Origin of the sequence: Cellulomonas sp. RIT-PI-Y (genome assembly GCF_025642745.1) — a bacterium.
Classification (GTDB): Bacteria; Actinomycetota; Actinomycetes; order Actinomycetales; family Cellulomonadaceae; genus Cellulomonas.
In genome coordinates this window covers 41491-55367 of sequence record NZ_JANZKP010000005.1, presented here as the reverse complement: position 1 = coordinate 55367, position 13877 = coordinate 41491, and the positions used below count along the sequence as shown (strand labels likewise).

Annotated in this window: 13 protein-coding genes; 1 reads left to right on the top strand and 12 read right to left on the bottom strand. The window is 72.4% G+C overall.

All coding sequences use genetic code 11. The features are described from left to right. Positions 1-20: 20 nt before the first annotated feature. The 6 genes from OGL89_RS03150 to OGL89_RS17090 form a co-directional block, all read right to left on the bottom strand. Positions 21-2078 (bottom strand): TIM-barrel domain-containing protein, encoded by a 2058-nt coding sequence (locus tag OGL89_RS03150; RefSeq protein WP_263118415.1) that lies wholly within the window; start codon positions 2076-2078, stop codon positions 21-23. A 128-nt stretch (positions 2079-2206) separates the two neighbouring features. Next, the gene (locus OGL89_RS03145; protein ID WP_263118414.1) at positions 2207-4177 is read right to left on the bottom strand and encodes a glycoside hydrolase family 127 protein; all 1971 of its coding nucleotides are present in this window, start codon (positions 4175-4177) and stop codon (positions 2207-2209) included. A 29-nt stretch (positions 4178-4206) separates the two neighbouring features. Further along, on the bottom strand, positions 4207-5025 hold the full coding sequence (locus OGL89_RS03140; RefSeq protein ID WP_263118413.1) for a carbohydrate ABC transporter permease: 819 nt from the start codon (positions 5023-5025) through the stop codon (positions 4207-4209). Further along, positions 5022-6002: a sugar ABC transporter permease gene (locus OGL89_RS03135; protein ID WP_263118412.1), complete on the bottom strand. Its 981-nt coding sequence runs from the start codon at positions 6000-6002 to the stop codon at positions 5022-5024. Before OGL89_RS03135 ends, OGL89_RS03140 begins: the two co-directional genes overlap by 4 nt. Positions 6003-6036: 34 nt before the next feature. Then, on the bottom strand, positions 6037-7290 hold the full coding sequence (locus tag OGL89_RS03130) for an extracellular solute-binding protein (RefSeq protein ID WP_263118411.1): 1254 nt from the start codon (positions 7288-7290) through the stop codon (positions 6037-6039). Between the two features lie 69 nt (positions 7291-7359). After that, positions 7360-8388 carry a LacI family DNA-binding transcriptional regulator gene (locus OGL89_RS17090; RefSeq protein ID WP_263118410.1) on the bottom strand — a complete coding sequence of 343 codons (1029 nt, stop codon included), beginning with the start codon at positions 8386-8388 and terminating at the stop codon, positions 7360-7362. A gap of 171 nt (positions 8389-8559) precedes the next feature. Here OGL89_RS17090 and OGL89_RS03120 point away from each other — a divergent pair, with 171 nt between their 5' ends. Then, positions 8560-9039 carry a MarR family transcriptional regulator gene (locus OGL89_RS03120; RefSeq protein ID WP_263118409.1) on the top strand — a complete coding sequence of 160 codons (480 nt, stop codon included), beginning with the start codon at positions 8560-8562 and terminating at the stop codon, positions 9037-9039. Here OGL89_RS03120 and OGL89_RS03115 read toward each other — a convergent pair. The 6 genes from OGL89_RS03115 to OGL89_RS03090 form a co-directional block, all read right to left on the bottom strand. After that, entirely contained in the window at positions 9008-9793 is a 786-nt protein-coding gene (locus tag OGL89_RS03115) for an ABC transporter ATP-binding protein (protein ID WP_263118408.1), read from the bottom strand. The two genes, OGL89_RS03120 and OGL89_RS03115, sit on opposite strands and share 32 nt — an antisense overlap. Beyond that, on the bottom strand, positions 9790-10785 hold the full coding sequence (locus OGL89_RS03110; RefSeq protein ID WP_263118407.1) for an iron chelate uptake ABC transporter family permease subunit: 996 nt from the start codon (positions 10783-10785) through the stop codon (positions 9790-9792). The genes OGL89_RS03115 and OGL89_RS03110 overlap by 4 nt, the downstream gene beginning before the upstream one ends. Beyond that, positions 10782-11780 carry an iron ABC transporter permease gene (locus OGL89_RS03105; protein ID WP_263118406.1) on the bottom strand — a complete coding sequence of 333 codons (999 nt, stop codon included), beginning with the start codon at positions 11778-11780 and terminating at the stop codon, positions 10782-10784. The genes OGL89_RS03110 and OGL89_RS03105 overlap by 4 nt, the downstream gene beginning before the upstream one ends. After that, on the bottom strand, positions 11777-12811 hold the full coding sequence (locus OGL89_RS03100; RefSeq protein WP_263118405.1) for an iron-siderophore ABC transporter substrate-binding protein: 1035 nt from the start codon (positions 12809-12811) through the stop codon (positions 11777-11779). Before OGL89_RS03100 ends, OGL89_RS03105 begins: the two co-directional genes overlap by 4 nt. Before the next feature lie 97 nt (positions 12812-12908). Then, positions 12909-13211, bottom strand: a complete 303-nt coding sequence (locus OGL89_RS03095; protein ID WP_263118404.1) for an AEC family transporter — start codon at positions 13209-13211, stop codon at positions 12909-12911. After that, a complete protein-coding gene (locus OGL89_RS03090) occupies positions 13208-13828 on the bottom strand; it encodes an AEC family transporter (protein WP_263118403.1) in 621 nt (206 codons plus the stop codon). The genes OGL89_RS03095 and OGL89_RS03090 overlap by 4 nt, the downstream gene beginning before the upstream one ends. Positions 13829-13877: the final 49 nt, after the last annotated feature.

Below are 13877 nucleotides of genomic sequence, written 5' to 3'. Positions count from 1 at the left end.
GTCGTTCCTCCTCTCGTCCGTCAGGCCGCGGTGCGGCCCACCAGCTCCGGCAGCGCGCCGTCCCGCAGGAACACCGGCACCACGTCCAGCGGCGCCGCCACCGGCACGGTCCGCCCGCCCTCGTGCACCCGGCCGGTGGCGACGTCGGTCCAGCGCGCACCCGCGGGCAGGTAGACCTCCCGCTCGGTCAGCCCCGCGGCCAGCACGGGCGCGACCAGCACGTCGGGACCGAGCAGGAACTGGTCGTCCACCGTCCACGCGCGGTCGTCGTCCGAGAAGTCGTGGAACAGTCCGCGCATCACCGGCTGTCCCTGCTCGTGCGCGGTGCGCATCACCTCGCGCAGGTAGGGCCGCATCGACTCCCGCAGGTGCACGTAGCGTGCCAGCACCCGGTACACCTCCTCGCCGAAGCTCCACAGCTCGTTCGGCCCTCCGGTCCGCAGCCGGGGCGAGCCGTCGGCGGCGGTGACGTCCTCGTAGGGCAGCCGGTCGCCGTGCAGGCGCATCACCGGGCTGAACGCGCCCAGCTGGAACCAGCGGATCAGCAGCTCGTGGAACGCCGGGTCATCGACGTCCCCTCGGTGGAAGCCGCCGATGTCGGTGGTGAACCACGGGATGCCGGCCACCCCCATGTGGATCCCGGCGGTGATCTGCCGGGCGAGGTCCTCGAAGGTCGAGGAGATGTCCCCGGACCAGACCAGCGCCCCGTACCGCTGGCTCCCGGCCCAGGCGCAGCGCACCAGGTTCACCACCTGGTCCTCGCCGTCCGCCCGCTGACCGTCCCAGAACGCCCGGGCGAACAGCTGCGGGTACAGGTTGCCCACCCGCAGCGCCGGCCCCGCGTGGTACCGGTACGCGTCGTAGTCGTAGACCCCGTACTCGGGCTCGGCCTCGTCCAGCCAGAAGGTGCGGATGCCGTGCGCGCCGTAGTTCCGGCGGCAGGTCTCCCAGAGCCACTGCCGGGTCCGGGGGTTGGTCACGTCGAGGAAGGCGCTCGGGCCCTGGAAGGCCATCTGCACGTCCAGTCCGCGTTCGGCCCGGACCAGCAGGTTCTCCGACCGCAGCTCGGCGTAGTTCTCCGAGTCCAGCGCGACCTGCGGCCACACCGAGACCATCAGCTCGATGCCCAGCTCGGTCAGCTCGGCCACCATCGCCGCCGGGTCCGGCCAGAACTCGTCCTCGAACCGGTAGTCGCCCATGTGCGGCCAGTGGAAGAAGTCCGCCACGATCACGTCCATCGGCAGTCCGCGCCGCCGGTGCTCCCGTGCCACCGCGAGCAGCTCCTCCTGGCTGCGGTAGCGGAGCTTGCACTGCCAGAATCCGAGCCCGCGCTCCGGCATCATCGGCACGTGCCCGGTGGCGTCGGCGTACGCCCGGGAGATCCGGGCCGGTGACGACCCCGCGGTCACCCAGTAGTCCAGCTGCCGGGTGCTCTCCGCGTACCACTCGGTGCGGTTCCGCGCGAAGGTGGCCCGTCCGATCGCCGGGTCGTTCCACAGGAATCCGTATCCGGCGCTGGACTGCACGAACGGCACGCTGGCCTGCGAGTTGCGGTGCGCGAGCTCGAAGGTCGACCCCTTCAGGTCCAGCACGTGCTGCTGGTACTGCCCCATCCCGTACAACGTCTCCGCCGGGTCGGACTCGAAGGAGGCGGTCAGTTCCAGGTCACCGCCCAGCCGCGGCCGGAACCGGCGGGCCTGCAGGTCCAGCGACCCGCCCCGGTCCAGCTCGCGCAGCAGCAGTCGACCCTCGGCGTCGTAGAACGCCAGCTCACAGCTGGATCGCGGGTAGCCGACCGGCTCGTGGAACCAGGACGCCGCGCGCAGCTCGACCCGCAGCCCGCCGTTGATCAGGGTCGCCCCGTCCGGACGCAGCTCCACCCGGGCCCGATCGGCCGGGACCTCCGACCGCGGCAGCAGCGCGTGCTCGGAGTCGACCACGTCGCCCATCAGCGTGGCCCGCACCCGGACCGCGTCCGGCCCCCACGGCTCGACCACCAGCGTCTCCCCGCCGCCGCGCCAGATCAGGCGGGTGCCCTCGGCGCGCACCGGGGAATCAGATCGGACGGGGCTGGTCATCGGGTCTCCTTCGACTGGATTCGATCGACACGGGCGGCCGCTGCGCCGAGAAGCCGTGCGCTGTCGCCCGATCCGCCCGGACGGCGACAGGAACTGGCTTCTCGGTGCCGACGGGCGCGCGGGGCACGTCAGGTCACCGGGAGGAAGACCCGCATGGTCGACGGCCCCCGCTCGGCCCAGCGGTGGTACGGCGTCAGCCGCACGTCGATCTCCTCTCCGGTCGCCGGGCGTGCGGGAACCGGCGTGTACGGGAACGACTCCACCCGGGCGCCGACCGTGCGGACCCGCACCAGGGCGCCGTCGCCCTCCGCCCGGGGCGGCACGGCCGGGTCCAGTCGCACCTGGTCCAGCGCGATGCCGGACGGCAGGTCCGGCGATTCCAGGCACAGCACCAGCGGTCCGCGTTCCACCGCGACGCAGCCGCGCACGGCGTCGATCCGCGGGTCGGGCCAGGTCAGACGGGGAGCGGTCGGCAGCCGCAGCACCACCGTGTCGCCGGGCCGGAACTCGGCGGTGCACTGGGCCCAGCCGGGGGCCACGGTCCGGGTCACCCCGTCGACGCCGGTCAGCGTGGCGGCCGCACCGTCACCCACGCCGTTCCCGGCCCACTCCGGCACCCGCAGCCGCACGGTCACGGCCCGCTCGGGCGCGGCCAGCACCTCGACCCGCACCGCGCCGTCGTCCGGGTACCGGGTCGACACCCGGACCGCGAGCCGTCCGCCGCCGTCCAGCCGCACGTCCCACTCCCCCGCCGCGTACTGCAGCACCGTGAACCGGTCACCGTCGACCGACGCCGCGTACGCGTGCCAGGACGCCAGCGTGCGGGCCACGTTGGTCGGGCAGCACGACACGTCGAACCAGGGCGCCCGCACCCCGCCCTCGGCGCGCGGGTTCTCCGCGTCCGGCAGCACGTCCTGCCCGGCGACCCGCTGCTGCAACGGGTTCGCGTAGAAGAACGCCCGCCCGTCGCCGCGCGGGGAGGTGGCCAGCACGTTGAAGAAGGTGCGCTCCATCAGGTCGGCGTAGCGGACGTCGCCGGTCGCCAGGTAGAGCCGCCAGGACACCATGGTCGAGCCGATCCCGGCGCAGGTCTCGCAGTAGGCCCGGTCCGCCGGCAGCTCCCAGTCGTCGCCGAACCCCTCGTCCTGGTGCCGGGAGCCCATGCCGCCGGTCAGGTAGGTCCGCCGCTCGACGGTGTGCCGCCACTGGCGCCGCACCGCGTCGAGCAGGTCCTCGTCCCCGGTGTCGACCGCCACATCCGCCGCGCCGGCCGCGAGGTAGAGCGCCCGGACCGCGTGCCCGTGCCAGGCCTCGGTCTCGCGCACCGGCTGGTCGTCCTGGAAGTAGCCGGGACCGAGCAGCGGGCGGGGCGGCAGCGTGCCGTGGCCGCGCCGCTCGACGAACAGCCGGGCCTGCTCGGTGTACCGGGGCTCGCCCAGCGCCCGGCCGAACTCCGCGAGACCGACCTCGATCTCCGGGTGCCCGCAGATCGCCTGACGGCCGTCGGGGCCGAACTCGCGGCAGACGTGGTCCGCCGCGCGCCGGGCGACCCGGACCAGCAGGTCCTCCCCCGCGGTGCGCAACCGGGCGACCGCCGCCTGGAGCAGATGCCCCACGCAGTACAGCTCGTGGCCGCCGGACAGGTCGGTGTACCGGTCCGGCCGGCCGGGGTGGCCGAAGCAGGTGTTGAGGTAGCCGTCGTCGTCCTGGGCCGCGGCCACCCGGTCCACCAGCGCGGTGTACCGGTCCGCGAGCGCGGGATCGTCGGTCCGGGCCAGCTCCCAGGCCATCGCCTCCAGCAGCTTGTAGACCTCCGAGTCGGAGAACTCCCAGCCCGGCCGCTCCGGTCCGGTGGTCCCGGCGGCCACCCGGTCGAAGTTCGCCAGCCAGCCCAGCCGGGCCATCCAGTCCAGGCAGTGGCTCAGGGTGGCCCGCGCGTTGGTGTCCTGGAGGTCGCCCCAGAAGCCGCCGGTCAGACGGACCTCACCGAGCCCGAGCCCGCGCCGGACCCCGTCCCCGGCCGGGATCACCGGGCGGGCGTCGGCGGGTCCCGGCCGCGGCGCAGGTCGGACGGGGACAGTGGTGCTGGACTGGGTCACAGAAGGGTCCTTCGGGTCGGAGGAGACGGTCAGTCCTTGACCGCTCCGGCGGTCACGCCGGCGGCGACGTAGCGCTGGGCCAGCACGAGCAGCACCGCGGCCGGCACCGAGGCCACGACGGCGGTCGCCATGATCGCGTTCCACTGGGTCGTGTTGTTGCCGATGTAGTGGTAGATGCCGAGCGTGATCGGGATCAGGTCGCCGTTCCGGTTCAGGGTCGAGGCGAAGATGAAGTCCGACCAGGCCCACAGGAACGCGAACAGGGACACCGTGACGGTGGAGTTCCGGCTGATCGGCAGCACGATCGAGGTGAAGGTGCGCCAGGTGCCGGCGCCGTCCACCCGGGCCGCCTGCAGCAGCTCGCGCGGGATCCCGGACATGAACGCGGTGTAGAGCAGCACGCCGAACGGCACCGCCACCGTGGAGTCCGCGACGATCAGCCCCGGGATGGTGTTCAGCAGGCCGAGCCGGACGTAGATGGCGTAGAAGCCCATCGCCATCACCACCGCCGGGATCATCTGCGCCACCAGCAGCAGGAAGTTCAGCGGCCCCCGACCCCGCAGCCTCAGCAGCGCGATCGAGTACCCGGCGGGTGCCGCGATCAGCACGGTCAGCACCACGCAGCCCAGCCCGACCAGCATGCTGGTGCCGAGCGCGGGCAGCTGCTGGGCGATCACCGCCCGGTAGCCCTCCAGTGTCGGGTTCCACGGGAACCAGTGCGGCGGGTCCGAGCGCAGGTCGCCGGTCCGGGTCAGGGAGACGTTCGCCATCCAGTAGACCGGGAACAGCATGACCGCGGTGAAGAGGACCCCGAGTGCGGTCTTCCACCAGGGACGGGACGAGGTCATGACGCCTCCTGACGGCGTTGCAGCTGCAGGTGCAGGAACCCGAAGACCAGCGCGACCAGGATGAGGATGTTCCCCACTGCCGCCGCGGGCGAGAAGTCGGGCTGTCCGGTGCCGAAGGCCTCCCGGTAGGACCAGACCGCGAACGTGGTCGACGCGTTCGCCGGCCCGCCGGTGGTCATGATCCAGATGACGTCGACGACCTTCAGCGTGTAGATCAGGCCGAGCAGGATCGTGATCGCGGACACCGGACGGAGCAGCGGCAGCGTGATGCTGCGGAACTGCCGCCACGCGCTCGCCCCGTCCAGCGAAGCCGCCTCGTACACGTCGCCGGGGATGTTCTGCAGCCCGGAGTACAGGATCACCAGGTTGAACGGGATGCCCAGCCAGATGTTCGCGATGGTCACCGCCAGCAGTGCGGTGTCCGGCGAGGTCAGCCAGTTGATCTGCCCGATGCCGAAGGCCCCGAGCACCGAGTTCACGATGCCGTTGTCGCTGTTCAGCATCCAGGCCCAGGTGGACGAGGACACGATCAGCGGGAGCAGCCACGGCACCAGGAACAGCGCACGCAGCACCCCGGACAGCCGGAACGACGTCCGGAAGAACACCGCGAGCGCCAGCCCGATGGTGAACTGGAACGCGATCGACACCAGAGTGAAGACCGCGGTGTTCCACAGCGCGGTGCCGAACAGCGGCGAGGAGAACACGTCGGCGAAGTTGTCCAGGCCGACGAACTCCGGGTCGCCCTGCACGAACGCGCGGATCGTGTAGTCGTGCAGGCTCAGGTCGATGTTGCGCCACAGCGGGTAGGCGTAGAAGACGACCAGGTAGACCAGGAGCGGGGCGGCGAACCCCACCGCTGCCCACTGACTGGCGTTCGGTCCTCGCCGGCGGCGCGGCCCCGAGGGGGCGGCGGGTGCGCGACCCGCCGACCCCCCGGCGCTCTGGCGCGTCCCGACGGCGGTCGGGAGGGTGGTCATGGAACGTCCTTCGATCGGATCTCGACTGCGCGGGTCAGCTGGTGGCGGTCTCGGCCTCGGTCTGTGCCGCGGCGAGCGCGTCCTGCGGGGTCTGCGCCCCGGAGAGGGCGTTCTGGACCGCGGTCCACAGCGCCTCGGAGATCATCGGGTAGTCGGTGCCGAGGTTGTCGCTGGTGCGGCCCTTGGCGCTGCGCACCGCCTCCACCCAGGTCTCCAGCTCGGGCTTCTCCGCGAGCAGGGCTTCCTGACCGGCCTCGGTCGGCGGGATGTAGTAGGCGAAGGTGTTCGCGGTGTCGACGAATCCCTCCGGCGTGGTCATGCACTCGACGATCTGCCGGGTCACGTCGTAGCGGTCGGTGTCCTGCTGCACCGGCGCGACGATGAACTCACCGCCGGTCGGTGCCGGGGCGACCCCGCCGTCCATCGCCGGGAGCTGGATCACGCCGGTCTCGAACCCGGCCTCCGCGGCGCTGTTCACCTGCCAGGTGCCGTTCTCCACGAAGCCGAAGTCCCCGGTCAGGAACTCCTCCCAGGTGGTGTTCTGCGAGTTCTGGATCACCGAGTTCGGCGCGTAGCCCGCGTCCACCCAGCCGGTCCACAGCTCCAGCGCCTGCACGGCCTCCGGCGAGTCCAGGTCGGTCAGATCGGCCCCCGCGCCCCAGAACCAGGGCAGGAACTGGAACGAGCCCTCCTCGGTGCCGATCCCGGCGAAGGTGATCCCCTTCTTGCCCGAGTCGGTCACCGCCTGGAGCGCCGCGGTCAGCGAGTCCCAGTCGGTGAGGGTCGACGGGTCGACGCCGGCCGCGTCCAGCACCGCCTTGTTGTAGTAGAGCGCCAGCGTGTTGGCGCCGATCGGGACGCCGTAGGTCTCCCCGTCGACGACTCCGGCCGCGAGCAGGTTCTCGTCGATCTCCGAGGTGTCGAGCCCGAGCTCCTCGGTGGTGGTGAGCATCCCGGTGTCCGCCAGCGTCGACACCGCCGGGTTGTCCAGCAGGATGATGTCCGGCGAGGTGCCCTCCTGCGCGGACAGCAGCGCCTGGTTGGTCAGCGCGGTGGTGTCGTAGGCGGTGCGCTGGATCGTGACCCCGGCGTCCTCGCCGCAGCGCTGCGCCCGCTGCTCCCAGTCGGAGTTCTTGTCGTGCTGGGGGTACGGGTCCCACCAGGTGTAGGTGCCGGACGACGCGGTGGACGAGCCGCCGCCGGAGCCGCCGGACGAGCAGGCGCCGACCAGGGCGAGGGCGGCGACCGCAGCGGCGGCCGTCAGCACGGTGACGGGCTTGCGCCTCATGCTCTGCATGCGAGTTCTCCCTTGAACTGTGTGCGGACGGCCCGCGTCGGCGCGGGCCGGTGTGCCGGGTCAGGCCCCGGCGGTCCGGGGCGCCCCCGTGCTGCCCCGGTCGACGAGTTCGGGCGACACGAACCGCACCACGTGCGGCTCACCCGGTCCGACCTGCCCCTCGATCCGGCGCACCAGCTGCCGGACGGCCATCCGCCCCAGCCGGTCCGGCGCCGACTCCACCGAGGAGAAGGGCAGCGAGAACGTGCGGGCGAACTCGTCCGAGTACCGCCCGATCACGCTCAGGTCGCGCGGGGCGGACAGCCCGCGCTCGTGCAGCACCGACGGCAGCGCGGCCGCCGCGGCCTCGTTGTTGATCAGCAGGCCGGTGGCGCTGGGATGCGCGTCCAGCAGCGCGGACAGCTCCCGTCCGACCGCGGGCTGGCTCGATGCCGCGTGCACCGACGTGAGGGTGATCCCCCGGGCCTTCGCGGCCTCGTGCGCGGCGTTCTGCAACCGCCACACGTACGCGCCGCCGCGCTCGACCACGTGCTCCGGCTGCGAGACCAGCACCAGCTCGCGGTGCCCGAGCCGGTACAGCCGATCCACCATCAGCCGGCCGGTCTCCTCGAAGTCCAGGTCGAAGACGTCCACCCCGGAGCAGTCCTCGGGCAGACCGACCAGCGCCCCCGGCTGCCGGGCGGCGCGCAGGATCGGCAGCCGCTCGTCCTGGTCCGCGACGTTCAGCAGCACCACGCCGTCGACCATCCGGGAGTCGGTCATCCGGCGCAGCGACCGGGTCCCGTCCGCGTCGGTGGCCAGCAGGATGTCGTAGCCCAGCTCCCGCGCGGTGTCCGAGACGCCGAGCATGTACTGCAGCATCGCGGGGGCGAACTCGTCCGGGAGGAACTGGGCCAGCAGCCCGATCACCATCGTCTGGTTGGTGGCCAGCGCCCGGGCCCCGGCGTTCGGGGTGTAGTCCAGCGACGCCACGGCCTCCTCGACCCGGCGGCGCACGTCCTCGGAGATCGCACGCTTGCCGGACAGGGCGTAGGACGCCGTGCTCCGCGACACTCCCGCGACTCGTGCGACATCTCCGATGGTGGCCACGTTGCCTCCTCAGTTGCGAACCGGTTCGACAGTAGATGATCCCCGAACCGACGCGCAAGAGTCGATGTCGCCCATTTTTCCGTACCTGCGACGCACGTCTGAGGAACCGGTTCGACGAACGACCGGTCGCGGACCTGCGGCGACATCCCCGCCCAGTGGTTCACTACCCCCATGCCCGCGCACGCCCCCGACCCCCGCACCGCCTTCGTCACCCGGTTCGCGGACCACTGGTCCGGCGGCGGCGGATCCCGGATCGAGGGGCTGATCGCCGGCTACCTCCTGCTGGACGAGTCCGACGGCGTGAGCGCGGAGGAGCTCGCCACCGAGCTGGGCATCAGCCGCGGCTCGGTGTCGACCTACACCCGGCAGCTGGTCGGCCGCGGGTTCGTCCGGCGGGTCCGGCGGCCGGGTGAGCGCGCGCACTTCTTCCGGATGGACGGCGACGTCTGGGCCGGGTTCCTGGCCGCCGAACAGGCGTACCTGCACGACCAGCGGCGCCTCGCCCAGGACACGCTGCCGCTGGTCCAGGAGGGCGGCCGGTCTTGGGAGCGGGTCCGGAACATGCGGGACTACATGGGCTGGCTGATCGAGGCCCGGCTACCCGGTGAGTGGGAGCGGTTCAAGCGCGAGCGCGACGACCTCGCACGGTGATCATCGGCGCCCCGCTCTGGGAGTCGCGCTCGATCACCCCGTCGATGCCGAACACCTCGCGCACCAGCGTCGCGTCCAGCACGTCGGCCGGCGCACCCTCCCGGACGATCCGCCCCTCGTGCATCACCACCAGCCGGGAGGCGTAGCGCGCGGCCTGGTTGAGGTCGTGCAGCACGGCCACCACGGTCCGGCCGTCGTCGCGCATGTCCTGGCACAGGTGCAGCAGCTCGATCTGGTGGGCCAGGTCCAGGAAGGACGTCGGCTCGTCCAGCAGCACGTAGTCGGTCTGCTGCGCCAGCACCATCGCGATCCACACCCGCTGCCGCTGGCCGCCGGACAGCTCGGTCAGCAGGCGGTCCGCCTGGTCGACGACCCCGGTCGCCGCCATCGCCGCGTCCACTGCCTCGGCGTCGCCCGGCAGCCACTGCCGCAGCAGCGAGTGGTACGGGTGCCGACCGCGGGCGACCAGGTCCCGCACCCGCAACGACTCCGGCGCGACCGGGTGCTGGGGCAGTGCGGCGATCCGCCGGGCGGCGGCCTTCGGGCGCAGCGTGCGCACCTCCGCCCCGTCCAGCAGCACCTGCCCCGCCATCGGCCGCAGCGTGCGTGCCAGCGCCTTCAGCAGCGTCGACTTCCCGCAGCCGTTCGGGCCGACGATCGCGGTGAACTCGCCCTCCGGCACGGTGAAGTCGAGGTCGTCGCTCACCACCCGACCGTCGTAGCCGAGCTGTGCGTCCTGGATCCGCAGCGTCACAGTCGTCCCTTCGCGTGCTCGCGGACGAGCAGATAGCCGAGGTAGAGCCCGCCGACGCCGAGCGTCAGCACGCCGACCGGCAGCCCGGCGACCACCGGCGCCTGCTGGGCGGCCAGATCGGCGAGCGCCAGGATCAGCGCACCGGTGCACGCCGACGGGAGGATGCTCGCACCCGAGGTGCCGATCAGTCGCCGGGCGATCTGCGGTGCGGTCAGTGCCACGAACGACACCGGACCGGTCGCCGCCACCGACGCCCCCGCGGCCAGCACCGACAGCACCACCGCGAGCGTCCGGGTGCGGTGCGGGTCGACTCCCACCCCGGAGGCGGTGTCGTCCCCCATCTCCAGCAGCGACACGTCCCGGGACAGCGCGGCCGCCAGCGGCAGGACCACGACGACGGCGATCGCCGTGACCAGCACGTCCTGACCGTTCGCCGCGTTCAGCGACCCGACCAGGTACGCCGCCAGCTGCGAGGCCGCGTCCCGCAGCTGCGTGCTCACCACGTACTGCGTCACGGCGTAGGCGAGCGCCGCCACCGCGATGCCGGCGATGATCGTCCGGTTCGGCGACCGGAAGCCCCGGCCCGTGCTGACGAACACCAGCGCGGTCGCCGCCCCGGCACCCAGCACCGCGCCGATCGACGACGGCACCAGCGGGTAGGCCAGCGCGGTGATCGCCACCCCCGCACCCGCCCCGGCACCCAGGCCGATCACGTCCGGGCTGCCCAGCGGGTTGCGGGTCACGGTCTGGAACAGCGCGCCGGACACGCCGAGGAGCGCGCCCGCCAGGATCGCGGTCACCAGACGCGGACCGCGCAGCCGTTCCAGCACGAAGGTCGTCGTGGCGTCCGCTCCGCCGAACAACGCGGAGGGCAGCTCGGCGATCGGGATGCCCAGCTTCCCGAGCGTGAGGGTCGCCAGTGCGACCGCCACCAGCGCGGCGGCGGTCAGCGCGCAGTAGACCAGCGCGCGGCGCTCGACCAGCCCGCTCATCGGGTCGCCCAGCCGCGTCGTACCGCGACCAGCAGGAACGGCGCGCCGACCAGCGCGGTCACGATGCCGACCATGATCTCCTCCGGCCGGGCCACCAGCCGGCCGACCACATCCGCCACCACCAGCAGCCCCGCGCCGAGCAGCGCGGAGACCGGCACCTGCCAGCGGTGGTCGATCCCCACCAGCGACCGGGTCAGGTGCGGCACCACCAGTCCGACGAACGCGATCGGCCCGACCGCGGCGGTCGCCGCCGCGGCCAGCAACGCCGCCGCCAGGATGCCCCCGGCCCGGACCAGGGCGACCGGCGTCCCCAGCGACGTCGCCACGTCCTCGCCCAGCGCCAGGTTGTTCAGGGAGGGGGTCAGCACCAGGGCCAGCGCCAGCCCGGCGACCAACGCCGGTGCGATCGACCCGGCCACCGCCAGGTCCCGCCCGCCCAGCGACCCGATCACCCAGAACCGGAAGGAGTCGAACACCCCGGGCCTGGTCAGGATCATCGCCTGGATGTAGGCGCTGAGCACCGCGGACACCACCGCACCGGTCAGCAGCAGCGCGACTACGCTGCCCGACGCCGACCGCGCTCCCACCGCGTACACGACCACCACCGTGACCAGCGCCCCCGCGAAGGCCACCCACACCGAGCGGCTGCCGATCCCGGAACCGGTGATCGCCGCGGCCGTCACGATCGCTGCCCCCGATCCCACCGTCACGCCGAGCAGGCCGGGATCGCCGAGCGGGTTGCGGGTGATCGCCTGGATCACCACCCCCGCCACCGCGAGCGCCGCCCCGCACAGCAGCCCCATCACCGTCCGGTCGATCCGCGCGTCCAGCACCGCGGCCAGGTAGTCGTCCTGCCCACCGGTGAGCACATCGACCACCGCGGCCGGGTCGGTCGTCCTGCCCCCCAGGAACAGGCTCGCGACCACCGCGAGCACGAGCCCCGCCAGCGCGAGGACGACCGTCGCCGCGCGTGCGGAGCTCGTGCGGCGGCTCACTGGTCGAGCTGCGCGACGGCCTCGTCGATCAGCGGCACGAACCGCTCCAGCGTCCACGGCACGGTCAGCGGGTTGATGATCGAGGACCCGGTGACGAACGGCTGGTCGGTGGGCGCGACCACCGAGCCGCGCTGCACGGCGGGGATCTGCTGGTACAGCGGCTGGGACTCGATCTCGGTCCGGTTCGCCTCGTCCGAGTAGAAGGTGAAGATCAGGTCCGAGTCGGACAGCTTGTCCGCGTTCTCCAGCCCGATCGACGCCGAGTCGGTGCCCTCGACCTCGTACTGGCGCAGCTCCTCGACCACCGGGTCCACGGTCAGGCCAAGCGCGGAGACCATCGCCACCCGCTGCTCACCCGGGAAGAACACCCCGAGCGACCCCGGGCCGGTGTTGTAGATGTAGGAGAAGGTGATCCCCTCGTACTCCGGGCGCGCGGCGGAGGCGAGCTCGTCGTCGATGTCCGCGATCAGCTGCTCCGCGTCGTCCTGCTGGCCGAGCGCCTCGCCGATCACCTCGATCTGCTCCTGCCAGGTGATCACCCACGGCTCCTCCGCGTAGGCCACGGTCGGCGCGATATCGGTCAGCACGTCGTACTGCTCCTGCGTCACCCCGGACCACGGCGCCAGGATCAGGTCCGGCTCCAGCGCGACGATCGCCTCGATGTCCAGCTCCGTGCTGCCGGTGAACTGCTCGGGCAGCTCGTCGCCGGACTCGGTCAGCGCCTCGTGGATCCACGGCAGGTAGCCGGAGTCGTCACTGCCCCAGGCGTACTCCTCGATGCCCACCGGCACGGTGCCCAGCGCGATCGCGGTCTCGGCGGAGCCCTGGCCCAGCGTCACGATCCGCTCGGGCTTCTCCGTGATCACGGCCTCTCCGAGCGCGTGCTCGATGGTCACCGTCTCCCAGTCGGAGCTGTCGGCCGTCGAGGTCTCGGCGGTGTCGTCACCGGAGGAGCCGCACGCGCTGAGCGCGAGCACACCGACCACCAGCGTGGCCACCAGGACACGGGGTCGGGACAGGGTGGTGCGCATGCGGAAGGGTCCTCTCGTCGCGCGGGATCGGCGCAGATCGGCGGCGCCGAGGTTAGGCTAACCTTCCCTTGGCTCAACTTTCAAATAAGTTGAACGCTCAGTGCAGCAGGGCCGCGATCACCACCAGCACCGGCACCGATCCCACGGTGGTCAGCAGCACCGCGTCCCGCGCCACCGGCACCGCCGCGTCGTACCGCTGCGCGTAGTTGAAGACGTTCTGCGCCGTCGGCAGTGCCCCCAACGTGGTCAACGCGAACGTCTCCGTGGCGTCCAGCCCGAACGCGTACCGGGCCAGCACGAACGCCACCACCGGCATCACCAGCAGCTTCACCCCGCTCGCCAGCAGCACGTCCGTCCGGATCGCCGGGTCCCGCAGCGGCGGCGCCCCGTGCAGGCTCATCCGAACGACAGCAGCACCACCGGCACCGCGGCACCGCCCACCAGCCCGAACGGCTCCAGCACCGGATCCGGCAGCCGCACCCCGGTCGCCGAGCACAGCAGCCCCGCCGACGACGCCACGATCAACGGGCTCAGCATCGGCCGCAGCACCCGCCGCCACCCCGCCCCGCCCGGCGACGACGCCGCATCCAGGATCGTCAGCGCGATCGGCGCCATCACCACCAGCTGCAACAGCATCACCGGCACCACCGCGGTGGTCCGCCCGATCACGTACGCCGCCACCGGCAGGCCGATGTTGTTCGCGTTCACGTAGCTCGCCGCGAGCGCCCCGACCGTCGTCGCCACGACCGACCGGCGCAGCACCAGCCGCAGCACCAGGCCGGTGCCCAGCGCGACCGCGCCCGCCGCGATCAGCGACACCCACAGCGCGGCCGAGAACAACGTCCCGACGTCCGCGGTCGCCAGGGTGTGGAACAGCAGGCACGGCATCAGGACGAAGAACACCAGCCGGCTCATCACGTACTGCGCCTGGGATCCGAGCAGGCCGGAACGCCCGACCACGTACCCCGTCCCGATGACGGCGCCGATGATCGCGAAGCCGACCAGGACGCCACTCATCGGGACGAGGCTCTCACACCGGCCGACCGCCCCCGGTCAGGGGACCACC